Genomic DNA, 24,301 nt, shown 5'->3' with positions numbered 1-24,301 from the left:
CGGTTCGCCATGCAACCCGACAACGGAGGTCACCCATGGCCCGTCAATCTCTGCTCAGCCTGCCGCTGGCCGCGCCGCCGCTGAAAAGCCGTCGCACCTGGCCGAGCCTGAATCAACGCCTGCTGCCTTGGCTGTTGCCCGTCAGCCTGTTCGTCCTGTGGTGGCTGGCCGCGCGCAATCAGTGGATGAGCGAGCAGATTCTGCCGGCGCCATCGCTGGTGTGGAGCAGCGCTGTGGAACTGGCCCAAGGCGAGTTGTGGAGTCATTTGTGGATCAGCCTGCAACGGTTGATCTGGGGTTTGTTGGCAGGCGTTTCGACCGGCGCGGTGCTTGGCGCCGCACTGGGTTTCAGTCGACGTCTGGAGCGCCTGGTTTTTCCGACATTCGCTGGATTGGCGCAGGTGCCGACGCTGGCGTGGATTCCGCTGTTCATGGTGTTCTTCGGCATCGGCGAACTGCTGAAACTGGTGGTGCTGATCAAGGCCATTGTGGTGCCGGTGACCTTGCACACACTGGTCGGTGTGCGCGATGCGCAACCGAAACTGCGCGAAGCCGCCGCCGTGTTGCGCCTGCCGCCGCATCTGCTGATTCGTCGTCTGGTGCTTCCCGCTGCGCTGCCGGCGTTCATGGCTGGCGTGCGCCTGGCACTCGCCGCCGGCTGGACCTCGTTGCTGGCGGTCGAGCTGCTGGCCTCCAGTGAAGGCATCGGCTATCTGATGGTCTGGGCGCGGCAGCTGTTCATGCTCGACATCGTGTTCGTGTGCATCGTGGTGATCGGTGTGATCGGTGTGGCGATGGATCGCGGCATCGGTCTGCTCGACCGCAGACTCTTGCACTGGCCGCACCCGGCCACCGCGCACATCACTCGCGGCCCGCGCTATCAGGGCTGGCAACGCCTGCAACCGTGGCTGTTGCCGCTGGGCTTGTTGGCGCTTTGGCAAACGGCCAATGATCAGCAGTGGGTCGACGCGAATATTCTGATCAGCCCTGCGGCTGTGCTGAGCACGACATGGGACGGACTGCTCGACGGCACGCTGGTCAACGGCATGACGCTGAGCCTGAGCCGCACCCTGGGCGGCTTGCTGATCGGTGGCGGCCTCGGTTTCGCCCTGGGCTTGCTCCTCGGCCTGTCGCGTTTCAGCGAACGCCTGCTCGGCCCGACACTCGCCGCACTGCGGCAGATTGCGATTTTCGCCTGGGTGCCGCTGCTCACCGCGTGGTTCGGTCTCGGCGAACTGGCCAAGTGGGTGTTCGTCGCTCTCGCCGCCTTCTTCCCGCTGTTCATCGCCACCCAGCGCAGCGTCGCCAACCTCTCGCCGCAACTCAACGAAGCCGCGCAAGTGCTGCGCCTGAGCCTCGGCCAGCGCCTGCGTCGACTGGTCCTGCCCGGCGCTGCGCCGGGGATCTTCGCCGGGCTGCGATTGAGCCTGATCTACGCCTGGCTCGGCACTATCGGCGCTGAATATTTCATGCCGTCCAATGGCGGCATCGGCAGTCAGATGATCGGCGCGCAGCAGCTGCTGCGCATGGATCTGATCATGGCCGGCATGCTGCTGGTCGGCCTCACCGGCGCCCTGCTCAACCTGATCGGCCAACGCCTGGAAATTCGCGCGACCCGCTGGAGACACGCATGAACGCACCGATTGTCAGCTTCAACCACGTAGGCAAATCCTTCGCCGTCAACGGTTTCGAACTGGAGGCGATTCGCGAATTCAACCTGGACATTGCCGAGGGCGAATTCGTCGCCATCGTCGGCTCCAGCGGCTGCGGCAAATCCACTTTGCTGCGTTTGCTGGTCGGCCTCGACACCGAGTTTCGCGGACAGATCAGTGTCGATGGCAAGGCCGTCAGCGGCATCGGCGGCGAGCGCGGCATCGTCTTTCAGGAACATCGTCTGTTTCCGTGGCTGACGGTCGCCGACAACATCGGCCTGGGTCTGGTCAATGAACCGCTGAGCGGAGCGCAGAAGCAACAACGCATCAAAGACTTTATCGAGCTGGTCGGCCTCAGCGATTTCACCGCGGCCTATCCGCATCAACTCTCCGGCGGCATGGCGCAGCGCGTGGCGATTGCTCGCGGTCTCGTCGCCAGCCCGCGAATCCTGTTGCTCGACGAACCCTTCGGCGCCCTCGACGCACTGACCCGCCAGCAAATGCAGGACGAGCTGCTGGCGATCCGCGAGCGGGCACAGATCACCACGATTCTGGTGACCCACGATGTCGAGGAAGCGATTTTTCTGGCCGATCGCGTGGTGGTGATGGAGCCGCGTCCGGGGCGGATCAAGCAAGTGGTCGACATCGCCCTGCCGCACCCACGCCAGCGCAGCAGTTACGACTTTCATCAGCTGCGCGAAGAACTGCTGCACGAGCTGACCAGTGATGACCATTACCAACCGAGCGCAGCGGTGCAGATCCGCGATCTGCCGCTGACGTTCATTGCCTGCTGAACAGGAGTTTCGCGATGCCGCAACGTCCCAACTTTCTAGTGATTCTGGCCGACGACCTAGGCTTTTCCGACATCGGTGCGTTCGGCGGCGAAATCGCTACGCCGAACCTCGATGCGCTGGCCCACAACGGTCTGCGTCTGACCGATTTCCACACCGCACCGACCTGCTCGCCGACGCGCTCGATGCTGCTGACCGGCACCGATCACCACATCGCCGGCATCGGCACAATGGCCGAAGCGTTGACCCCGGAACTGATCGGCAAACCCGGCTACGAGGGCTACCTCAACGACCGCGTCGTCGCCCTGCCCGAACTGCTGCGCGAGGCCGGCTATCAAACGTTGATGAGCGGCAAATGGCACTTGGGTCTGAAGGCTGAACTGGCGCCCCATGCGCGCGGTTTCGAGCGCTCGTTTTCACTGTTGCCGGGCGCTGCCAACCACTATGGTTTCGAGCCGACCTACGATGAGCAAACGCCGGGCCTGCTGAAATCCACCCCGGCGCTGTACATCGAGGACGATCAGTTTGTTGACGAGTTGCCGAAGGACTTCTATTCCTCCGATGCCTTCGGCGACAAGCTGCTGCAGTACCTCAAGGAACGCGATCAGACCCGGCCGTTCTTCGCTTACCTGCCCTTCTCCGCGCCGCACTGGCCGCTGCAGGCACCGGCCGAGATCGTCGAGAAATACCGTGGCCGTTATGACGCCGGCCCGCAAGTGCTGCGCCTCGAACGCCTGGAAAAACTCAAGGCGCTGGGCCTGATCGACGCGGACGTCGAGCCGCACCCGCTGATTCAGCTCAGCGCGCAGTGGGACGCCTTGAGCGATGAGCAAAAGCAGATTTCCGCACGAGCCATGGAGGTCTACGCGGCGATGGTCGAGCGCATGGACTGGAACATCGGCCGGGTCGTCGATTACCTGCGCCAGCAGGGACAGCTCGACAACACGTTTATCCTGTTCATGTCCGACAACGGGGCCGAAGGCGCGCTGCTGGAAGCGTTCCCCAAGTTCGGCCCGGAGCTGATGACCTACCTCAACCAGCATTACGACAACAGCCTCAACAACATCGGCCGGGCCAATTCCTATGTCTGGTACGGGCCGAACTGGGCGCAAGTGGCAACCGCGCCGTCACGCTTGTTCAAGGCTTTCACCACCGAGGGCGGGATCCGCGTGCCGGCGCTGCTGCACTATCCGCAACTGCCGCTCAAAGGGCAGATCAGCCATGGTTTCGGCACGGTGATGGACATCACCCCGACCATTCTCGATCTGGCTGGCGTGCGGCATCCGGGCAAACAGTGGAAAGGCAAAGCGGTGGCGCCACTGCGCGGCAAGTCGTGGCTGGGCTTCCTGTCCGGCGAAACCGCGCAGGTGCATGACGAGCACACCGTGACAGGGTGGGAATTGTTCGGACGCCGGGCGATTCGCCAGGGCTCGTGGAAGGCGGTGTGGATTCCCGGACCGGTAGGGCCAGCGACCTGGCAGCTTTATGATCTGGCGAGCGATCCAGGGGAGATTCATGATCTGGCGTTGAGTCAGCCGCAGAAACTCACTGACTTGATCGGACATTGGCAGCGGTATGTGGAAGAGACCGGGGTGATCCTCAGTGCTTCGCCGTTTCAGCCTGATTGAACCAAGATCAAAAGCCCCCCTCACCCCAGCCCTCTCCCTGAGGGAGAGGGGGAAAGGGAGCAGATCTTCATGCTTTTCCAACCTGAGGTCGGCTCGAAATTTCAGGTCGATGTATCCAGCATAAACAGCTAGATCAGTCCCCTCTCCCCTGGGAGAGGGTTAGGGTGAGGGGCATCTGTCAGGCCTCCACCGCCTCCCCGGACACCACTTCCTCATCTCCGCGCACAAACCGGTTCGCCCGGCCAAACGTGCCGAAGTCATTGAAGCGCACACCCATCTCGCGCATGACCTTGTGCGCCACCGGCACAGTCATCTGACGAATGTAAAACGGCTCCTTGACCACGAAATGATGAATCCCGTGACTGCTGCCGAAGTTGAAGCAGAACGCTTGCAACGGCCACAGCCACCAAGGGTTCAGCACCTGACATTGCTGCAGCACATTGCCCGGTTCGACGTCGCCGTAGTAATGCATGTTCGAGCTGATGAAGTGCAGGCAAAAAGTGCGCAGTACGTTGGGCCCGATGATCACCACGGCGGCGATATCGATCACCTGCATCACCGAAAGCGTGGTGGCCGACCACTCGATGGGCGAGCCGAGCAAATGCGCGATGCCGTTGGCCGCGTGAAAGCCGAGAAACACATACCACGCGCCCCAATGCAGCAGCGCCAGCGGTGCGTAGACCTTGAGCACGCGCTTGCCGATGCTCCACTTGTGTGCCCAGGTCCTGGCGCGGAGCAGGCGGATAAACGCCGACATGACGTTATCGCCAACCATCAGCAGACGGGCAAAACCCCACGGCTCGCCGTTGGTGATTGCGCGCTCTTCCATGTCGGCTTCAGTGCCGGAAACCTTGTGATGGTTGAGGTGCAGATGACGACGGATCCACGGATTGATCGTGCTCGGCCGCGCCAGCCAGACCAGGCCCATCATCAGGTTGTGCGGTACGCGCTGTTTGCGGAAGTACATGCTGTGGATCAGGTCGTGCTCCAGCTCATGGGTCAGCGAGGCGAAAAAAGCATTGATCAGCAGGCACACCCACCAAGCCATATGGCCAGTGATGTACAGCGCCGCCGAGCCGATCATCCCGGCCAGCGCGAACGCCAGAATCCCCGCACCGAGGGCATCCTGATGCTGAAGAATCGGGTAGCGCTCACGCAATTGCGCACCTTTGGCCAGCACCACTTGGCGAATATGTGCCGAGCGCTGCGCCGCATTCAGTCGTTCAGGGCTTGCAGAAGTACCGTCCATGCTTCCATCCTCGGGTCTAAGATGAATGCATCGTGCCTTGCCGGGGTTCGATCCGCGCTAGCCAAGAACGCCAACCTGTTGACCGGACGCGCCAATCCGCATGAAGGAACCGACCTCCCTCGCCAGCTGGACCCGCGCCTTGCGCAAACAACTCGACGCGCTCGGGCTGGACAGCCTTGCCTTGTGCCAACAGGCCGGGCTCGACCCGACGTTGATGGACGACCCCAACGCGCGCTATCCGCTGTCCGGCACCACGCGCTTGTGGGCGCTCGCCGTGCAGGCCAGCGGCGACCCGGCGCTGGGCTTGCGCGTGTCGCGTTTCGTCAGCCCGACCACCTTCCACGCGCTCGGTTATGCATTGGTGGCCAGCGGCAGCTTGCGCGAGGTGTTCGAGCGCATCGTGCGCTATCACCCGGTGGTCAGCGATGCGCTGGAACTGGAGCTGAGCCGCAGCGAAGACCGCTATCAATTCCGCCTGAAAATCCCGCCCGGCAACCCGGCACCGGCCGTCGAAGCCATCGACGCCTTCGCGGCGATCTACGTGCGCACCTGCCGCAATCGCCTCGGCCGTGACTACGCACCGCTGGCGGTGTACTTGCGCCGCCCCGAACCGAGCGATGCCCAGCAATGGCACAAAGTCTTCCGCGCGCCAGTGTATTTTTCCGCCACCGAAGACCGCCTGGAATTCGCCCTCGGCGACTTCGACAGCCACCTCGACGACGCCAACCCGGAACTGGCCGAACACAACGAAGCCGTACTCAAACGCACCCTCGCCCAGCTCAAACCGCTGACCTGGGAGCGCAAGGTGCGCGATGCCATTGAAGAACAACTGCCCGAAGGCGAACCGAGCGCCGAACGCATCGCCCAGGCCTTGCACTTGAGCCTGCGCAGCCTGCAACGGCATCTGGCGGATGAGGGTTGTCGCTTCGACACCCTGCTCAACGAAAGCCGCGAAAATCTCGCGCTGCTGCACCTGCGTGACCCGCAGTGCTCGTTGAGTGAAGTCAGCTATCTGCTGGGATTCGCCGACACCAGCAGCTTCAGCCGCGCGTTCAAGCGCTGGACAGGGATGACGCCGGGGCAGTTTCGGGATCAGTTGCGCTGAGTTTCAACTGTTGCGCAGGCTGCGCGCCAGACCGGCCGACCATTGTTCGATCATTGCAGCGCCCACCTCTGCGAAGGCAGGATGATTTGCGCTGTACTCCGCCATTTCGCCCAGCGCTTGCTGTACACCCTGCGCGACCATTTGCAGTAACTGGTTGCAACGCGCTTCACTTAGATTGCAGGCCGTACGACCAAACCTGGTAAGCATTTTATGCTTGGGCCACGCCTTCGAACCGCCCAACTGCAGTGCCATGCTATCGCTCTTGATGTACACCGACGTGGTGATGATGTCGTACGCCGGAGCCAGCCTGATCAATGAGTGCTCGCCACAATCCTCATAGAGCACGCCAAAGTTTTTCAGGTGGGCATCGCCGTTTTTCAATGCCGCCGATAAAGCGACAATCTTGAAGAAAGCTTCCAGTGCGTGCTTGAGTAATGAGGGCGAAACAAACGCCTTGATCTGCCGTGCGACTCCTTCGTAAGACCCATCGTATTTGGCCTTCGACGGCCAGCCGTTGAGCACGCAAAAGTCTTCGAAACCGAGGTATCCGGTGTCGCTCAAGTCAAAACGCTCGATGACGAGAAATTTGCCATGCTCGCTGAGTTCGAAATGCGGCACGTCGAGGCCACAAAGTTGCGCAGCGCGCATGCAGAAATATTCGTTGGTTGCCAGCTCGGGATACTCTTCGGCACGGAAGGCTTTGACCAGATGAGTCGAGCCTCGGTGCGTCAGTCGGTCTATTGCAGCGGCACTGTCACGCACCAACACTTTGGGCTGCACGCCTGAAACTCCGGAATACTGCCCGTAAGTCTGCAAAAGATCCTCGAACAAACCTTGCGCACCGTCATGAACCAACAACTCAGCGAGCGAGGTTTCAGGTGGACGATCAGTTGTCGATGCGCTCGCGATCGAAAGACGCCCCAGTTGATGCGGGCCGACGATACTTAGTAAAGCGAAGTCATCGAAGCCGCGCACGGCTTTGCTGAAACGCCGGACCAACTCATCGCGCAACGCACCTTCAGGAAGATTCATCTCGAATATCGGATGAATGCCGCGTTCACAACCATAACTTTCCAGGCGTGTCGGCATGGTCAGCGAAACGGCATTTTCATCAATCGCATCGTCCCGATAGCTGAACACGCTGTCGACATCTGCTTGCCCGCGCCCCAATCTTCCAACCTCATGGCCGCCGACGCAGACCTGCAAGCGGTCCAATGCCTCAGTCATGGAAGTTCACCTTGCGCAGCGTGTCGAGTGTCGGCCGTCGAGAGGCGCGGGGGATTGCGGCCAATTCGTAGCCGAATCCGTTAAGAATGGCTTCGACTTTGCGCAAACCGATTTCCGAGATTGTGTTGTTTTCAATCCCCGAGATTGTTGCGCGGCTCATGCCGTATTGCTGCGCCAAAGCTTGCTGGGACAGCTTTTCAGCCTTACGCAAGCTTCTGATCAACTCGCCGATTTTTTCCATCACCGCCCCAAATGCATTTTTTACAATGCAAATCCACCAAAAAAAATTAATTGCATTATAAACAATGCAATTGAATGAGCTTAGCGTAGATGGTCAGCCATCGCTAACGTCTTAACACCGCCCCACAAACCCCAGCTCAAAAACAGTGCCGTCGGCGTCACTCCTCACCCGCACCTGCCCGCCATGCAACTGCATGATCGACTGCACGATCGCCAAACCCAGCCCACCCGAATCTCCCGGTTCCGCACGTGAAGGATCGACGCGGTAGAAGCGGTCAAACAGTTTGCCCAGATGCTCTGGCGCGATGACCGGGCCGTGGTTGTGCACTTGCAGCCAGCACATACCCGGTTCATCGAAGCGTTGCAGACTGATCAGGGTGCCGGGGTCGGCGTGGCGTACGGCGTTGGCCAGGAGATTGCCGAGGGCGCGTTGCAGCAGTTGCTGGTCGGCGAGCAATTCGCCGTGCATGCGGTTTTGCAGTTGCAGGTCGCGGTCATCGGCCAGGGCTTCGAAGTAATCGCAGAGCTCGTCGCCGACGTTGTGCAAGTCCAGTGTTTGCAGACTGAGCGCACGCTCGGCCTGTTCGGCGCGGGCGAGGAACATCAGGTTCTCGGCCATGCGCTTGAGCCGTTCGAACTCTTCCATGTTCGAGGCCAGCACTTCCTGATATTCGGCCGTGCTGCGCGGATGGTTCAGGGCCTGGCCGTTGCTGGCCAGCAAGGTGTGCAGCGGCGTACGGATTTCGTGCGCGAGGTCGGCGGAGAACTGCGACAGGCGCTGCACGCTGTCGTCCAGCCGCGCCAGCATGGTGTTGAGCGCGTGCACCGGTTCGCGCAGTTCGCTCGGCGTGCCCTCGGTAGGCAGGCGTCGATCGAGGCTGCGCAGATCGATGCTGCGCACCGCTTCGCTCAACTGATGCAAGGGCTGCAAGCCACGCCGCAGCAACAGCAGGCCCAGAGCAAACGCGAGCACCGCGCCGAGGCCGACGGACAGATACAGACGCAGGCGATAACTGCCGAGCATCTGCTCGCGCTCGCTGAGCACCTTGCCGGCGATCACCGTCAGGGTTTCACCGTTGGGGCCTTGGGCCTGGCCGGACAGCAAGGCCAGCTCGGCGCCGTCACTGGCCTGCCAGGTGAGCACGTCACGGCGCTGCGGCATTTGCTCTCGCGGTAATGCATTGAGCGCCGGCAATTCACGTTGGCGCGGGTTGATCGCGATCACGCTGGAACCGTCGGCCCGGCGCACCAGCAGCAGACTGTCGAGATTGCCGAGCATGTTCTGATACAACCGTGGTCGCGCCTGCAAAGCGTCGAGGCTGTCGCTGTCGGCGAGCAAGGCGCGCACTTGCTCCAGGCGACCGAGCAGGGCCATGTCGTCACGAAAGGCCAATTCCGAGGCCAGCGAGCGGTAGAGAAACACGCCGATTGCGCTCAGCACCAGCGCGCAGACCATGGCGAAGGCCAGCGCCAATCGCCAGGCGATCGACTTACTCCACATCGTCCGGCGCTTCCAGTTGATAACCGACGCCGCGCACGGTGTGGATAAGTTTCGGCATGTACGGATCGTCAACCTTGGCGCGCAGACGCCGGACGGCGACTTCGACCATGTTGGTGTCGCTGTCGAAATTCAGGTTCCACACCTGCGAGGCGATCAGCGTGCGCGAGAGCACTTCGCCCTGGCGGCTGGCGAGCAACTGCAACAGGGCGAATTCCTTGTTGGTCAGGGCAATGCGCTGGCCGCCGCGACTGACCCGGCGGCGCAATACGTCGATTTCCAGGTCGGCAATGCTGTACGACTCGGCTTCGCGCATCGGCCCGCGTCGCAGCAGCGTGCGCACGCGCGCGAGCAGTTCGGCGAAGGCGAAGGGTTTGAGCAGGTAGTCATCGGCGCCCAGCTCAAGACCACGGACGCGGTCTTCGATGGCGTCCTTGGCGGTGAGAAACAGCACCGGTGTAGCGCCGCGCTGGCGAATCAGCTGGAGCAATTGCCAGCCGTTGAGGCCGGGCAGCATCACGTCGAGGATGATCAGGTCATATTCCTGCTGCTCGATAAAATAGCGGCCGTCGAGGCCATTGAGCGCCACATCCACGGCGAAACCCGACTCGCCCAGGCCCTTGGCGAGGAAATTCGCGGTTTTGGCTTCATCTTCTACGACCAGCAAACGCATGGCACACCTCGATTGATCAGGTACACAGGCTAGGCGTGTTCGCCGCCGTTGCCCATTACAAACTTGTAATCCGCCTGACGGGGTTCTGACGAAGTGCGCCGGTTAAGGTGCAGACCTTCTCAATCGGAGCCTGCACATGACCGTCAAATACCTTGTCGCCAGCCTGATCCTCGGCCTCAGCGGCGCCGCGAGCGCCACGCCAGAACTGCCGCGCCACGCCGATCTCGACCTGAAAACCGCACGCTGGCTGGCGGACAAGGCGATGAGCAGTTGCACCGGCACGGTGTCGGTGCTCGACCGTGGCGGCAACCTGCTGGTGACTCTGCGTGGTGACGGGGTTGGCCCGCACAACACCGCCGCCAGCCAGCGCAAGGCCTACACCGCGCTGTCGACCAAGACGCCGACGCGGCTGTTCGCCGAGCGCGCCCGCAGCAATCCGGAAGCCGCCAACCTCAACACCCTCGATGAATTGCTCTTGCTCGGCGGCGGCATTCCGCTGTTCGCCGGCAGCGAACTGGTCGGCGCCATGGGCGTGGCCGGTTCCGGCGGCGGTGAGCAAGACGAAAACTGCGCCCGCGCCGCCGCCGACAAAGCCGGCCTGACCATCACCCGTTCCCACTAAGGAGATCCACCATGACCACCCTGCGCATGACTCTCGCCGCGCTCGGCCTGAGCGCTGTTTCCAGCCTGGCGCTGGCCGCCGGCAATCCGCTGAGCGTGCACGTGCTCAACCTGGAAAACGGCCTGCCGTCACCGGGCATCAACGTCACCCTGGAAAAACACGTCGGCGAAAACTGGCAGCCACTGGCCCAAGGCACCACCAACGAACAAGGGCGGATTGCCGAACTGTTCCCGGCCAAACAGCCTTTTGAAGCAGGCGAATACCGCGTGGTATTCAAGACCGGCGAGTACTACCAGAAGATCAAGCACGAGACGTTCTTCCCGGAAATTCCGGTGATCTTCCAGGTCAAGCAGACAGATCAGCACTACCACATCCCGCTGCTGCTGAGCCCGTACGGTTTCTCGACCTATCGCGGTTCGTAATCCAAACGCAGATCCTTTGTAGGAGTGAGCCTTTGTGGTGAGGGGATTTATCCCCGCTGGAGTGCGCAGCAGTCCCTTTTTCAGGGCCGCTGCGCGCCCCGGCGGGGATAAACCCCCTCGCCACAGGTGCCAGTTCCGACATTGGATCGGCGTGAGTTTTTAGATCGTAGCCAGGGCACGCAGTCTTGCGGCATCGAGGATTGCGATTTCGCCGTAAGCCAACCCGATAATCCCCTGCCCCTGCAGATCCTTGAGGATCTGATTGGTGGTCTGCCGCGACAGCGACAGCATCGCCGCCAACTGCTCCTGCGGCAGTTGCAGCACCCGACGCGGTGCGTCGAGTTCGCCGTAGCCTTCGGCGATCATCAGCAAGCGATGCGCCAGACGTGCCGGGGCTGGCAGCAAACTCAGCTGTTCGAGGTTGATGAAGGCCAGGCGCAATTTGTGGCTCATCAACAGCGCCAGATGCCGCCAGTACTGCGGCTGTTCGTCGAGCAATTTGAGCATCGTCGCCTGCGGGATATTCAGCAAGGTACACGGCCCGACCGCATAGGCGTCATGGGTGCGTGGCTGACCGTCGAACAGGCAGATTTCGCCGAACCAGTGCGGCGCCTCCACCAGACTCAGCAAGGCCTCCTTGCCCTGCTCGCTGACCGCGCCGATGCGCACGGCGCCATCGAGCACTGCATACAGACCGCACGGCGCATCGCCACGCTGGAACAGTCGTTGTCCCGCCGTCAGCCGCCGCTCCCGGGCCAGCGCCAGCAGGCTATCCTGAAAAGATGCAGGCAGATGACTGAACCACTGGCCGCTGAGCAACCGTGCACGAATTTGCATAACCACTCCTGGAGTGTCGCCTGCCCGACAGAGCGAACGCGGATCCCGAGGGATGATGCATTCAACCCCACTGGAGGAACAACAATGAAAAGCCTCGTCGACCACCTCAGTCAATACGCCGCCTACCACCGCGACCCGCGCAACATCGCCAGCCACTTTATCGGCATTCCGCTGATCGTGGTGGCGGTGGCTGTCCTGCTGTCACGGCCGCAATGGGCACTGGGCGGGTTGTGGATATCTCCAGCCGTTGTGGTGGCGCTGGCCTCGGCGTGGTTTTACCTGCGCCTGGAATTGAAGCTCGGCGCATTGATGACCGTACTGATGGGCCTGTCGGTCTGGGCCGGGCATGCACTGGCGCAGCAGAGCACCCTGGTCTGGCTGAGCAGCGGCCTGGCGATGTTCGTGATCGGCTGGGTGATCCAGTTTGTCGGGCATCACTATGAAGGGCGCAAACCGGCATTTGTCGATGACATCAGCGGACTGATTGTCGGGCCGTTGTTTGTCGTGGCCGAGCTGGCGTTTTTGCTCGGGATGCGGCAGGAATTGAAACAAGAGATCGAGTTGCGGGCGGGGGTGGTGCGGGTCAATCCGAATCGCGCTGCTGTCTAGATCGTATTCGCGAGCAGGCTCGCTCCCACATTTGGAATGAGTTTTCCCTGTGGGAGCGAGCCTGCTCGCGAAGCTTTTGCCTTTAAATATTGGCGACTTTCTGCCAGACCTTCGGCTTGAAGAACAGGGTTTCACCCTTGGCCAGACCGATCAGGCTGTCGTGATCCTTGACCACTTCCGCTTCGATCAGATCGGTCTGCCCCTCCACTTTCAAGGTCACCCGGGTAGTCGCGCCCAGCGGGCGGATATCGCGCACTTCAGCGGCGTGGTGATCTTCCAGCTCATGCCTGGACAACGACACTTCGTGCGGGCGGAACAGCACATGGTTGTCATCGCTCAACAGCAAGCGGTTCGAGTCGCCGAGGAAGTGATAAACGAAGTCGCTGGCCGGGTTTTCGTAGACGTCGCCCGGTGAGCCGATCTGCTCGATCACGCCTTTGTTCATCACCACGATACGGTCGGCGACTTCCATCGCTTCTTCCTGGTCGTGGGTCACGAACACCGAAGTCAGGTTGATGTCTTCGTGCAGCCGCGCCAGCCAGCGCCGCAGTTCCTTGCGCACCTTGGCATCGAGGGCGCCGAACGGTTCATCCAGCAGCAGCACTTTCGGCTCCACCGCCAAAGCACGGGCCAAAGCGATACGCTGACGCTGACCACCGGACAACTGCTCCGGGTAGCGATCCGACAGCCAGTCCAGTTGCACCATGTTCAGCAGTTCATGAACCTTGGTGGCGATCTGGCTTTCGCTCGGGCGCTGGTTTTTCGGTTTCATGCGCAGGCCGAACGCGACGTTGTCGAACACCGTCATGTGGCGGAACAAGGCGTAATGCTGGAACACGAAACCGACGTTGCGATCACGCACGTCGTGGCCGGAAACGTCCTCGCCGTGAAAAACGATGTTGCCCTGATCCGGGGTTTCCAGACCGGCAATAATGCGCAGCAAGGTGGTTTTGCCGCAGCCCGACGGGCCAAGCAGCGCGACCAGCTCACCGCTGTGGATATCCAGGCTGATGTTGTCCAGCGCCTTGAACGCGTTGAAATTCTTGCTGACGTTACGCACTTCGATCGACATGAATTATTCCTCCGCGGCGCTGGCGCGCAGGCGGTTGATACGGTTTTCGCTCCACTGCTTGAGCAGCAGGATGAAGAGCGCCAGGATCAGCAACAGGCTCGCCACGGCGAACGCGGCCACGTGGTTGTATTCGTTGTAGAGGATCTCGACGTGCAGCGGCAGGGTGTTGGTCACCCCGCGAATGTGCCCGGAAACCACCGACACCGCTCCGAACTCGCCCATGGCCCGCGCCGTACACAGCACCACGCCATAAATCAGGCCCCACTTGATGTTGGGCACGGTGACGTGCCAGAACATCTGCCAGCCGTTGGCACCGAGCAGACGCGCGGCTTCTTCCTCTTGGGTGCCTTGTTCCTGCATCAGCGGAATCAGTTCACGGGCCACGAACGGCACGGTGACGAAAATCGTCGCCAGCACAATGCCAGGCAGGGCGAAGACGATCTGGATGTCGTGATCCTGCAACCACGGCCCGAACAGGCCCTGAGCGCCGAACATCAGCACGTAGACCAGACCGGCAATCACCGGCGACACCGAGAACGGCAGGTCGATCAGCGTCACCAGCATGCTCTTGCCACGGAACGAGTATTTGCTCACGCACCATGCCGCACTGACACCGAATACCAGGTTCAGCGGCACCGAGATCAGCACCGCGAACACGGTGAGTTTCAGTGCCGAAAGCGCGTCCGGCTCAAAGATCGCGGTGAAGAACGCGCCGAGGCCGTTTTTCAGACCTTGCGATACGACGATGAACAACGGCAGCAGCAGAAACAGGAAAAAAATCAGCCAGCCAAGACCGATCAGGATTCTGCGCGAAGTGGCGCTGCCACGGCGCGCTGCGTTGGCCGAAGAGGCGGCCGCAATGGACGATTGGGACATGTTCGCGCCTCCTTATGGGGTTTCGATGCGCCGCTGCAGCAAGTTGATCAGCAGCAACAGGATGAAGGAAACCACCAGCATCAATACGCCGATGGCGGTAGCGCCGGTGTAATCGTACTGGTCGAGTTTGACCATGATCAGCAGCGGCAGGATCTCGGTTTTCATCGGCATGTTGCCGGCAATGAAAATCACCGAACCGTACTCGCCGACGCCACGCGCGAACGCCAGGGCAAAACCGGTCAGCCAGGCGGGCAGCAAGGCCGGAACCAGAATGTGGCGAAATACCTGCCATGGCTTCGCACCCAGGCACGCCGCCGCTTCTTCGACTTCACGGGGAATATCGGCCAGCACCGGCTGCACCGTGCGCACCACGAACGGCAGCGTGACGAAGGTCAGCGCCAGGGTGATGCCCAACGGGGTGTAGGCGATTTTGAAACCGAGGTCGGCAGCGAACTGCCCGACCAGCCCGGCCGGCGCGTACAGCGCGGTCAGCGCGATACCGGCCACAGCTGTCGGCAGGGCGAACGGCAGATCGATCATCGCGTCGATCACCTTGCGTCCGGGGAAGGTGTAGCGCACCAGCACCCAGGCCAGCAGCGTGCCGATGATGCCGTTGATGATCGCCGCACACAGCGCGGTACCGAAGCTCAGCTTCAATGCAGCCAGCACCCGTGGTGCGGAGATGATCGTCCAGAACTGATCCCAGGTCAGCTGGGCGGCATGGACGAACATCGCCGCCAGCGGGATAAGCACAATCAGGCTGAGGTACACCAAGGTGTAACCCAGCGTCAGCCCGAAGCCGGGTATGACGGGGGAGATACGACGCGACATAAAAGTCCCTGGTTGAAAACGCATCAATGTGGGACTGAGCTTTTGTGGTGAGGGGATTTATCCCCTCACCACAAAAGCTCAGTCCCACATGTCATGTGCCCAGACATCAGGCCGGTTGAAGGCGAGATTACTGCGCCTGATAAATCTGGTCGAACACGCCGCCGTCGTTGAAGAATTTCGGCTGTGCGGATTTCCAGCCGCCGAAGTCCTTGTCGATGGTCACCAGTTCCAGTTTCGGGAACTGCTGTGCGTACTTGGCCGCTACGTCCTTGTCACGTGGACGATAGAAGTTTTTCGCGGCGATTTCCTGGCCGGCCGGGCTGTACAGATGCTTGAGGTAGGCTTCGGCGATCTGCGCGTTGCCCTTCTTCTCGGCATTCTTGTCGACCACCGCCACGGGTGGTTCGGCGAGGATCGACAGCGACGGCACGACGATGTCGAACTTGTCTGCGCCGCCGTCTTCTTTCAGCGCCAGGAACGCTTCGTTTTCCCAGGCCAGCAACACGTCGCCCTGACCGTTGTTGACGAAGGTGATGGTCGAACCACGGGCGCCGGTGTCGAGGATCGGCACGTGCTTGAACAGGGTTTGCACGTATTCCTTGGCCTTGGCTTCGTCACCGCCGTTGGCTTTCAGGCCATAGGCCCACGCGGCGAGGAAGTTCCAGCGCGCGCCACCCGAAGTTTTCGGGTTTGGCGTGATCACCGAGACATCGTTCTTGACCAGATCGCCCCAGTCCTTGATGCCTTTCGGGTTGCCCTTGCGCACCAGGAACACAATGGTCGAGGTGTACGGCGTGCTCGCCTCCGGCAGACGCTTCTGCCAGTCGGCGGGCAGGCTCTTGCCGAGCTTGGCGATTTCATCGATGTCGCCAGCCAGGGCCAGGGTCACCACGTCAGCACGCAGACCGTCGATCACCGCACGGCCCTGCTTGCCCGAACCGCCATGGGACTGCTGGATTTTCACCGTGTCGCCGGCATGATCCTGCTGCCAGAACTTGATGAATTCGGCGTTGTATTCCTGATACAGCTCGCGCGTCGGGTCATACGACACGTTGAGCAGCTCGTAATCCTTGGCAACGGCGGAACCGGCAAACACGGCACTGGCCAGCGCGGCCAAAGCATAACGGCGAATCGACGACATGGTGAAAGCTCCTGGAATTCCTGGTGGTGGCTTGTTCTTATGTATTGCTGGAATCGGGTCCCGTTGAAAGACCGCCGCCTTCGCCAGCTCCTGCACACAGCCCCCTGTAGGAGCCGCCGAAGGCTGCGATCTTTTGATTTCAGCCCGGTTGCTTACCGGGTTGCTGCAAACGGAATTTCTCTTTGCGTTCGATCTGTACGACTTGCGCGTTGTGCACAGTGATCTCCACCGCGCCGAACCGCAGATCGCGCAGGGCGCTCTGGATTTCCCGCAAGATGGTGCTTTCGTCCTGACCGTCAACGCTGCGAAGGGATGCGCTCATGGTGCTGCTCCTTTGAAGGGGGTTTGCCTGGCAGTGGGCGGCACTGCGTTCGGCGTGGGAGCAATATAAGAGAGGCATGGATATTCTTAAAAAGACTATTTAAGAATGTTTATATAACCAGAAAATAATATGAGAGGGGGCAAGGGGTTTGCGCTGATTTGAACTCGTCAAAAGAACTTGTGGCGAGGGGATTTATCCCCGTTGGACTGCGTAGCATTCCCATGTCTTGGGGCCGCTACGCGACCCAACGGGGATAAATCCCCTCACCACAAGGTCGGTGATAGCCAGATAGGTCTTTTCAGCCAGTCAATGGCGTTTTCGCCCAATCAAGCCGATCCGCAGACTCCGGCCGCCCAAACCAGTAGCCCTGCCCCAGATCGCATTCCTGCGCCAACAGAAATGCCGCCTGCTCAGCCTGCTCGATCCCCTCGGCATGCACCTGCATACCCATGCTCCGCGCCAGCGCGATGATCACCCGGACAATCGCCACGTCATCCTCATCCCACGGCAACCCGGCGACGAAGCCCTGATCGATCTTGAGTTTCTGCACCGGCAGGCGCTTGAGCCGCAGCAACGACGAATAGCCGGTGCCGAAATCATCGATGGCCAGACGCACACCCAGTTCGCGCAAGCGATGCATTTGTTCCAGCGCCACTTCCGGATCATCCATCACCGCGCTTTCGGTAACTTCCAGTTCCAGATACGCCGGATCCAGCCCCGTGTCGTGCAGCACCTGCGCTACCTGCTGGAAAAGCTCACGTCGGGCAAACAGCCGCGAGGAGACATTCACCGCGACGAACGCCAGCACTACACCGCTCTGCTGCCATTGGCACATCTGTCGGCAGGCCTGCTGCATCACCCAGCCATCGATCTCGGCGATCAGCCCGGTGCGCTCGGCAATCGGAATGAATTCCGCCGGCGACACCAGCCCGCGCTGCGGATGCTGCCAGCGCACCAGTGCTTCGACGCCGACCAGACGGCCGCTTTGCAGGTCATGCACCGGTTGGTAGTAGACGCGCAGTTCCTCCTGCTCCAGTGCGCGGCGCAGCTCGAAGGCGATTTCGACCCGTTGCTGGGCATGGGCGGTCAGTTCTTCGGTGTACAGCGCGTAGCCATTGCGCCCGCTGCTTTTGGCCTTGAACAACGCACTGTCGGCATTGCGTAACAACTGCTCGGCGCTGAGGGCATCGCTGGGAAACAGGCTGATACCGATGCTTGCGTTGATGAACAGTTGATTGCCATCTACCAGCACCGGCTCCTTCAAGGCGTCCAGAGTCCGTTGCGCCAGCGCGGCGGCCTGGGCCGGCTGTGGACAACTTTCCGCGAGCACCGCGAACTCGTCACCGCCGAGCCGCGCCAAGGTAATGCCGTGGCCGAACAGTTCCTGCAACCGCGTCGCCACCGCTTTTAACAACCGATCGCCGACGTTATGCCCGAGGCTGTCGTTGATCAGCTTGAAATGATCCAGATCGAGCATCAGCAGCGCGCAGCCACGCTTGTGTGTCTGTGCCGACGCCAGCGCCTGCTCGGCGCGGTCGCTGAACAGCAGGCGATTGGGCAGATCGGTCAACGGATCGTGATGCGCCAAGTGTTTGAGCTCGGACTCGGAATCCTTGATCGCACTGATGTCGGAAAACACCGCCACGTAATGGCTGAGCCGGCCGAAATCATCGTGAATCACCCGAATGGTCTGCCACTGTGGATAAATCTCGCCGGTCTTGCGCCGGTTCCAGATCTCACCGCTCCATTCACCTTCAGCCTCTAGGGTGGCGAACATCGCCTGATAGAAGCCCGGCGGATGATGGCCGGACTTGAACAGACTCGGCTGCTGGCCGATGACTTCGTCGCGCCGATAACCGGTGATCTCGATAAAGGCGCGGTTGACGTGAACGATCAGACCACGGTGATCGGTTACCAGCACGCCTTCGCGGGTGCAATCGAACACGGCGGCCGCCTGACGCAGGCGCTCCCGGTCGCTGTGGCGCTCGCGCAGGCGGGCACCGATGCCGAGAAACCGACACAGCCGCGCCCGCGCAAGAAAAATCAGCCCGGCGCTGACCGCTGCCAGCAAATAACCGTTGATCAGTTGCCAGCGGGCCAGCGCACTGGAGTCATCGAAGAATCTGCTTAATAAATGATCGGAAACCTGCAGCCACACGGCGGCGAGTACGAGGTAGAGCAGCGCTGCACGCAAGGCATCGCGGTAAGTCGCAGACATTCGGTCGTCCATGTCCCTACAAAAAGGTTGGAATTATAGGTGAAGAAACATTCAGCGACTTCTTATCTGAAAGGGCGACTGGTTTTATCTGTGTGCTTAGTGATAATGCAACGGCTGTTTTTATCTTTATCGAGGGCCCTATAGCCTATGTGGTACGAAGGTTTTCTTGGCTTGTCGGCCTGGTCACTGGTCGCGGTCACCCTGCTGATGACCCATGTGACGATTGTTGCCGTCACGGTCTATCTGCACCGTTACTCGGCCCACCGCTCGCTCGAGCTGAATGCGGGTCTCAAGCACTTTTTCCGTTTCTGGCTGTGGCTGACCACGGCGCAGAACACCCGCGAGTGGACCGCCATCCACCGCAAACACCACGCCAAATGCGAAACCGAGGATGACCCGCACAGCCCGGTCATCAAGGGCCTGTCCACGGTGCTGCGCACCGGTGCCGAGCTGTACCGCAGCGAAGCGCAGAACCCGGAAACCTTGCGTATCTACGGCAAGAATTGCCCGGAAGACTGGATCGAACGCAACCTCTACAGCCGCTATCCGCTGCTGGGTGTGGCGATCATGGGCGTGATCGACCTGCTGCTGTTCGGCACCATCGGCATCACCATCTGGGCCATCCAGATGATGTGGATTCCAGTGTGGGCCGCTGGCGTGATCAACGGTCTGGGCCATGCCGTCGGCTACCGCAATTTCGAATGCCGTGACGCAGCGACCAATCTGGTGCCGTGGGGCATCCTGATCGGCGGCGAAGAACTGCACAACAACCACCATACCTACCCCAACTCGGCCAAGCTGTCGGTGAAAAAGTGGGAATTCGACCTCGGCTGGGCGTGGATCAAGGTCTTCTGCTTCCTGCGTCTGGCCAAGGTGCAGCGGGTCGCACCGATTGCCCACCGCGTCGAAGGCAAGGGCAGCCTGGACATGGACACCGCCATGGCGATCCTCAACAACCGCTTCCAGATCATGGCCCAGTACCGCAAATTGGTGATCGGCCCGCTGGTCAAGCAAGAGCTGGCCAAGGTCGATCACTCGGTGCGCCACCAGTTCCACCGGGCCAAACGCCTGCTGTCGCGGGAAACCAGCCTGCTGGAAGACCGTCATCACTTGCGCATCCAGACCATGCTCGAACACAGCCATGCGCTGAAAGTGATCTACGAGAAACGCCTGGCTTTGCAGCAGATCTGGGTCAAGACCAGTTCCAATGGCCACGACATGCTCGCCGCCATCAAGGAATGGATTCACGAGGCCGAGGCCAGTGGCATCCAGTCGTTGCGTGACTTTGCTGATCAGCTGAAAACCTACTCGCTGCGTCCTGCGACTGCCTGATCGGCAACGAGGCTGCGATCTCGAAGATCGCAGCCTCGTTGCATACGGCGCCTCCTTAACCCGGCCGCCCGGCGGGACTCGGTAATGGCCGGGAACTTCGCCGAAAATCCTCTATCTCAATGACACTTCGCCATCCCGGCGGGCTGTCCTGTGGCCGTTGTCAACATTGCGGCGCGCCCTTTGAGATTTGTGCCGATGGTCAACAACAACCAGAAAGACACATCCTTCACCCAATGGCCCGAGGCCGCGCAAACGCTGATGGCGCTGATGCACGCGCAAGGCGAAGTCGCGCGGCTGAGCGAGCGCGAACAATTGATCAGTTCACTGCTGGTTAGCGTCAACGCCGTGCTCTGGGCTTTCAACTGGGAAACCCGCCAGGTGCTGTACGTCAGTCCGGCCTATGAACGGATCTTCGGCCGCTCCGCCGCGCTTCTGCTGGCGGACTACAACCAATGGCGCGACAGCATTTACCCCGATGATCTGGAGTACGCCGAACAAAGCCTTGCCGAAGTCCTGCACCGAGGTGCAATGGAAGATCGCGAGTACCGCATCATTGCCGCCGATGGCCAGGTGCGCTGGCTCAGCGACAAATGCTTTATCAATCGCCAGGACGAGCCCGGGCAGCCGGTGATCATCGTCGGCATCGCCGAAGACATCACCGACAAAAAACACATGGAAACCGAGCTGCAACGCTTGGCCACCACCGATGTGCTGACGCAAAGCAGCAACCGCCGCCACTTCTTCGAATGCGCCCACCGCGAGTTCGCCGAGGCGCGCCGCCAAGGCACACCGCTGGCCTTCCTGCTGCTGGACATCGACGATTTCAAAGTGATCAACGACAGCTACGGCCACCCCGAAGGCGACAATGTGCTGCAACGGATCGCCGAATGCGGGCGCGGCTCATTGCGCCGTGGCGACCTGTTCGGGCGGATTGGCGGTGAGGAGTTCGCCGCGGTGTTCCCCGGCTGTGCGCCGGAGATGGCCGTGCAAGTGGCGGAGCGCCTGCAGCAGGAGATCCAGCGACTGCGCTTCAACCACGACGGCCAAGCATTCAGCATCACCGTAAGCCAGGGCCTGACCAACCTCACCGACGAAGACAAGAGCCTGGACAGCCTGTTCGCCCGCGCGGATGCAGCGATGTACGAGGCGAAACGGCAGGGCAAGAACCGGATTATTGCGGCCTGATCCGTATTTTGTGGCTGCCGCAATTCCTGTGACAGCGGGCTTGCCCGCGATGAGGCCTGCACCTTCAACAAAAATGTTGCCTGCGCTGGCGCCTTCGCGAGCAGGCTCGCTCCCACATTGGAATGTGGTGATCTGTCATTTGCGCATCCGCATCAACTCCGGCAGCCCGATCTTGAGCAACCGCGCCGTCCGGCTCTTCGCCAGCTCCTCGACACCTTCATGCTCGGTCAGCCGCGCCATCTGCGCGGCCATGTGCATCACCAGCGCCTCGCGACTGTAAACGCCACCACCGAGCTGGTAGGCCGAAGCAATTAACTCGCGCAACTCCAGCGGCAGACGCCAGCGGGCGCGCAATGCCGAGCCATAAGAAGCGCCAAACTTCGCCAACGCTTCACCGACCTCCTCCAACTCGTCCAGCTCGCCGCCGGCCTGCTGCCATTCCTGCAGGCAGCGCAGCAGCGCCAGATCGCCGAGCCGATGCAGCATGCCCGCGCAATAGCAGCGCTCCTGATCCAGATCGAGCAGGCGCGCCAGCGTGCGGGCGTATTCCGCCGTGTGCAGTGACAGCCCCCAATAGCGCTCGGCGTAATCCGCCAGGCATGGATCGCTGAGCCGCGCGCTGCGTTTGAGCGCCAGGCCGAGAATCAGGTTCATGCTCTGCCCGGTGCCGAGTCGGTGCAGCGCCTGGGCCAGGGTTTGCACCGGCGCGCCGTAGTGTTGCGCGGCACTGTTGGCGGCTGCGATCAGCACGGCGGTAATCTGCGGATCGGTGCGCACCTCTTCTTCCAGCAGCTTGAGGTCCAGCCCCTCGGGATTGAGGCTGCGCTTGACCGCCACTTGCACGTCGGTCATCAGCGGCGCGCCATCGGCCTGCTCGCGACGCCGCTCAAGGAACACCGACAGGGTCATACCCGGCGCCAGTGCCGGCACTTCGCAAACCACCGCTTCGCCAGCGTTGAGCAGCAAGCCCTGCAAGCGCTCGGTCAGGCCTTCCATGTTCAACGGTTTGGTCAGGTACGCCGTCGGCGCCAGCGGAATCGCTTCGCGCACGCTGGCGCTGTCGTTGCGGCTGCTCATCAGAATGAACGGCAACGGCGGATTGCGTTTGCGCTGGCGGACGCTGCGCAGCACATGCAATCCGTCGATGCCAGGCAGCTCCCAATCGACGATGGCCAAGTCATAGGGCACCTCGCTGAGCAACGACATTGCCTGCTGGCCATCGGCACACAAATCCAGGCGCGCATCGCAGCGCACATTGAGCAGCACTTGTTTGAGCAGGTCACGGGACCAGGGATCGGCCTCGGCAATCAACACCCGGGGTACGGCGGGTAAATCAACGGCAGTCATGCGCGCTCTCCTTGCAATGTCTGAACCTTAGTCAATGCTGGCGATTCGATACAGCGCAAACCCGTCCGATGTGTTTCAAGGAGCGAAAAAAACCCGCCGAAGCGGGTTTTTGTCGAGCGGGTCACAGCAATGGATCAGAGTTCAGAGAAGCACTCTTCGATGATCGCCAGGCCTTTGTCCAGTTGCTCGTCTGGCGACGTCAGCGGAACCAGCACACGCAGCACGTTACCGTAAGTGCCGCAGGACAGCAGGATCAGGCCCTTGTCACGCGCCTTGGCCACCACGGCAGCCACGGCAGTCGGGTTTGGCTTGTGGCTGTCGCCGTTTTCGAACAGCTCGACCGCGATCATCGCGCCTAGCGCACGCACTTCACCGATGACCGGGTACTTGGCCTGAATCGCCTTCAAACCGGTGACCAGGCGCTCGCCGACAGCCTTGCAGCGGTCCAGCAGTTGCTCTTCTTCAAACACTTCCATGACTGCCAGCGCAGCGGCGCAAGCGATCGGGCTACCGGCGTAGGTGCCGCCCAGGCCGCCCGGAGCAATGGCGTCCATGTACTCGGCCTTGCCGCACACGCCGGCCAGCGGGAAGCCGCCAGCGATGGACTTGGCGAAAGTGGTCAGATCGGCGGCAACGCCCATCTGTTCCATGGCGAAGAACGTACCGGTACGGCCAGCGCCGGTCTGCACTTCGTCAGCGATCAGCAGAATGCCGTGCTGGTCGCACAGCGCGCGCAGACGCTTCATGAATTCCTTCGGCGCGACGTAGAAACCGCCTTCGCCCTGCACCGGCTCGATGATGATTGCAGCGATGTCTTTCGGCTCGGCGTCGTTCTTGAAGATGCGTTCGATGGAAGCGATCGAATCGTCGATGCTCACGCCGTGCAGTTCGTTCGGGTACAACGCGCGGAAGATGCCGCCTGGCATCAGGCCCATGCCGGCCGAGTACGGCACGACTTTACCGGTCAGGCCGAGGGTCATCATGGTGCGACCGTGGTAAGCGCCGGTGAAAGCGATCACGCCAGCGCGGCCAGTGGCGGCACGGGCGATCTTCACGGCGTTTTCAACGGCTTCGGAACCGGTGGTGACCAGCAGGGTTTTCTTGGCGAAATCACCTGGCACCTTGGCGTTGATTTTTTCGCACAGCTCAACGTACGGCTCGTAAGCCAGCACCTGGAAGCAGGTGTGGGTCAGCTTGTTCAGCTGTTCAGTCACGGCGGCGATGATTTTCGGGTGCACGTGGCCGGTGTTCAGTACGGCGATACCGCCGGCGAAGTCGATGAACTCACGACCTTCAACGTCGGTCACGGTGGCGTTCTTTGCCGACTCGGCGAAGATCGGGTGAATCTGGCCAACACCACGAGGTACGGCATTGGTGCGGCGGGCCATCAGTTCAGCGTTAGTCTTGCTCATTACAGTCCTCAT

General features: G+C 61.2%; 23 protein-coding genes. 9 read left to right on the top strand and 14 right to left on the bottom strand.

Annotated elements, in window-relative coordinates; genetic code table 11:
- Positions 1–35: 35 nt before the first annotated feature.
- The 3 genes from AAEZ10_RS11570 to AAEZ10_RS11560 are packed head-to-tail and all read left to right on the top strand — an operon-like array spanning position 36 to position 4,071.
- Positions 36–1,634 (top strand): ABC transporter permease, encoded by a 1,599-nt coding sequence (locus tag AAEZ10_RS11570; RefSeq protein ID WP_130929099.1) that lies wholly within the window; start codon positions 36–38, stop codon positions 1,632–1,634.
- Positions 1,631–2,446: an ABC transporter ATP-binding protein gene (locus AAEZ10_RS11565; RefSeq protein ID WP_071174032.1), complete on the top strand. Its 816-nt coding sequence runs from the start codon at positions 1,631–1,633 to the stop codon at positions 2,444–2,446. Before AAEZ10_RS11570 ends, AAEZ10_RS11565 begins: the two co-directional genes overlap by 4 nt.
- Before the next feature lie 14 nt (positions 2,447–2,460).
- Positions 2,461–4,071 (top strand): arylsulfatase, encoded by a 1,611-nt coding sequence (locus AAEZ10_RS11560; RefSeq protein WP_073471494.1) that lies wholly within the window; start codon positions 2,461–2,463, stop codon positions 4,069–4,071.
- 178 nt (positions 4,072–4,249) lie between these two features.
- On the opposite strand, the gene AAEZ10_RS11555 is transcribed toward AAEZ10_RS11560, so the two are convergent.
- Complete coding sequence (locus tag AAEZ10_RS11555; protein WP_350569268.1) at positions 4,250–5,320, bottom strand: fatty acid desaturase; 1,071 nt, start codon at positions 5,318–5,320, stop codon at positions 4,250–4,252.
- Positions 5,321–5,420: 100 nt separating this feature from the next.
- Here AAEZ10_RS11555 and AAEZ10_RS11550 point away from each other — a divergent pair, with 100 nt between their 5' ends.
- Positions 5,421–6,425: an AraC family transcriptional regulator gene (locus AAEZ10_RS11550; RefSeq protein ID WP_350569266.1), complete on the top strand. Its 1,005-nt coding sequence runs from the start codon at positions 5,421–5,423 to the stop codon at positions 6,423–6,425.
- Positions 6,426–6,428: 3 nt separating this feature from the next.
- On the opposite strand, the gene AAEZ10_RS11545 is transcribed toward AAEZ10_RS11550, so the two are convergent.
- The 4 genes from AAEZ10_RS11545 to AAEZ10_RS11530 form a co-directional block, all read right to left on the bottom strand.
- Entirely contained in the window at positions 6,429–7,652 is a 1,224-nt protein-coding gene (locus tag AAEZ10_RS11545) for a type II toxin-antitoxin system HipA family toxin (RefSeq protein WP_350569264.1), read from the bottom strand.
- On the bottom strand, positions 7,645–7,893 hold the full coding sequence (locus AAEZ10_RS11540; protein WP_016772238.1) for a helix-turn-helix domain-containing protein: 249 nt from the start codon (positions 7,891–7,893) through the stop codon (positions 7,645–7,647). Before AAEZ10_RS11540 ends, AAEZ10_RS11545 begins: the two co-directional genes overlap by 8 nt.
- A gap of 111 nt (positions 7,894–8,004) precedes the next feature.
- Positions 8,005–9,393, bottom strand: coding sequence for a heavy metal sensor histidine kinase (locus tag AAEZ10_RS11535; protein WP_350569262.1), 1,389 nt, complete (start codon positions 9,391–9,393; stop codon positions 8,005–8,007).
- Positions 9,383–10,063: a heavy metal response regulator transcription factor gene (locus AAEZ10_RS11530; RefSeq protein ID WP_041477440.1), complete on the bottom strand. Its 681-nt coding sequence runs from the start codon at positions 10,061–10,063 to the stop codon at positions 9,383–9,385. The genes AAEZ10_RS11535 and AAEZ10_RS11530 overlap by 11 nt, the downstream gene beginning before the upstream one ends.
- A 136-nt stretch (positions 10,064–10,199) precedes the next feature.
- Between AAEZ10_RS11530 and AAEZ10_RS11525 the strand changes: the two genes are divergently transcribed.
- Positions 10,200–10,685: a GlcG/HbpS family heme-binding protein gene (locus tag AAEZ10_RS11525; protein ID WP_350569260.1), complete on the top strand. Its 486-nt coding sequence runs from the start codon at positions 10,200–10,202 to the stop codon at positions 10,683–10,685.
- An 11-nt stretch (positions 10,686–10,696) separates the two neighbouring features.
- Complete coding sequence (gene uraH / locus AAEZ10_RS11520) at positions 10,697–11,107, top strand: hydroxyisourate hydrolase (protein WP_042610175.1); 411 nt, start codon at positions 10,697–10,699, stop codon at positions 11,105–11,107.
- A gap of 159 nt (positions 11,108–11,266) precedes the next feature.
- Here the strand turns inward: uraH and AAEZ10_RS11515 are convergent, their stop codons facing one another.
- Complete coding sequence (locus AAEZ10_RS11515) at positions 11,267–11,944, bottom strand: Crp/Fnr family transcriptional regulator (protein WP_350569258.1); 678 nt, start codon at positions 11,942–11,944, stop codon at positions 11,267–11,269.
- An 84-nt stretch (positions 11,945–12,028) separates the two neighbouring features.
- Here AAEZ10_RS11515 and AAEZ10_RS11510 point away from each other — a divergent pair, with 84 nt between their 5' ends.
- The gene (locus AAEZ10_RS11510) at positions 12,029–12,553 is read left to right on the top strand and encodes an Mpo1 family 2-hydroxy fatty acid dioxygenase (RefSeq protein WP_122508379.1); all 525 of its coding nucleotides are present in this window, start codon (positions 12,029–12,031) and stop codon (positions 12,551–12,553) included.
- An 82-nt stretch (positions 12,554–12,635) separates the two neighbouring features.
- Here AAEZ10_RS11510 and AAEZ10_RS11505 read toward each other — a convergent pair whose 3' ends face one another.
- From AAEZ10_RS11505 to dibA, 6 genes are all read right to left on the bottom strand, one after another.
- Complete coding sequence (locus AAEZ10_RS11505) at positions 12,636–13,625, bottom strand: sulfate/molybdate ABC transporter ATP-binding protein (RefSeq protein WP_024011135.1); 990 nt, start codon at positions 13,623–13,625, stop codon at positions 12,636–12,638.
- A 3-nt stretch (positions 13,626–13,628) separates the two neighbouring features.
- Positions 13,629–14,501, bottom strand: coding sequence for a sulfate ABC transporter permease subunit CysW (gene cysW, locus AAEZ10_RS11500; RefSeq protein ID WP_007917679.1), 873 nt, complete (start codon positions 14,499–14,501; stop codon positions 13,629–13,631).
- A gap of 12 nt (positions 14,502–14,513) precedes the next feature.
- The gene (gene cysT, locus AAEZ10_RS11495) at positions 14,514–15,332 is read right to left on the bottom strand and encodes a sulfate ABC transporter permease subunit CysT (RefSeq protein ID WP_016772245.1); all 819 of its coding nucleotides are present in this window, start codon (positions 15,330–15,332) and stop codon (positions 14,514–14,516) included.
- A gap of 127 nt (positions 15,333–15,459) precedes the next feature.
- A complete protein-coding gene (locus AAEZ10_RS11490) occupies positions 15,460–16,473 on the bottom strand; it encodes a sulfate ABC transporter substrate-binding protein (RefSeq protein WP_024011134.1) in 1,014 nt (337 codons plus the stop codon).
- A 139-nt stretch (positions 16,474–16,612) separates the two neighbouring features.
- Positions 16,613–16,795: a sulfur starvation response protein OscA gene (gene oscA / locus AAEZ10_RS11485; protein ID WP_007917682.1), complete on the bottom strand. Its 183-nt coding sequence runs from the start codon at positions 16,793–16,795 to the stop codon at positions 16,613–16,615.
- A gap of 298 nt (positions 16,796–17,093) precedes the next feature.
- Positions 17,094–19,013, bottom strand: coding sequence for a phosphodiesterase DibA (gene dibA, locus AAEZ10_RS11480; RefSeq protein ID WP_350569254.1), 1,920 nt, complete (start codon positions 19,011–19,013; stop codon positions 17,094–17,096).
- Between the two features lie 147 nt (positions 19,014–19,160).
- Between dibA and desA the strand changes: the two genes are divergently transcribed.
- Both desA and AAEZ10_RS11470 read left to right on the top strand, forming a co-directional pair.
- Positions 19,161–20,345: a delta-9 fatty acid desaturase DesA gene (gene desA, locus AAEZ10_RS11475; protein WP_071174023.1), complete on the top strand. Its 1,185-nt coding sequence runs from the start codon at positions 19,161–19,163 to the stop codon at positions 20,343–20,345.
- Positions 20,346–20,540: 195 nt separating this feature from the next.
- Entirely contained in the window at positions 20,541–21,530 is a 990-nt protein-coding gene (locus tag AAEZ10_RS11470; RefSeq protein WP_151551823.1) for a GGDEF domain-containing protein, read from the top strand.
- Positions 21,531–21,665: 135 nt separating this feature from the next.
- Here the strand turns inward: AAEZ10_RS11470 and AAEZ10_RS11465 are convergent, their stop codons facing one another.
- Complete coding sequence (locus AAEZ10_RS11465; protein WP_110602277.1) at positions 21,666–22,877, bottom strand: response regulator; 1,212 nt, start codon at positions 22,875–22,877, stop codon at positions 21,666–21,668.
- Positions 22,878–23,011: 134 nt separating this feature from the next.
- The gene (gene gabT, locus AAEZ10_RS11460; RefSeq protein WP_016772251.1) at positions 23,012–24,289 is read right to left on the bottom strand and encodes a 4-aminobutyrate--2-oxoglutarate transaminase; all 1,278 of its coding nucleotides are present in this window, start codon (positions 24,287–24,289) and stop codon (positions 23,012–23,014) included.
- Positions 24,290–24,301 lie beyond the last annotated feature (12 nt).

The sequence above is a fragment of the Pseudomonas sp. H26/SER47-MNA-CIBAN-0231 genome, assembly GCF_040310465.1.
Lineage (GTDB): Bacteria > Pseudomonadota > Gammaproteobacteria > Pseudomonadales > Pseudomonadaceae > Aquipseudomonas > Aquipseudomonas atacamensis.
The sequence above is the reverse complement of the archived record's forward strand: the minus strand, read 5'-3'. Positions and strand labels throughout refer to the sequence as shown.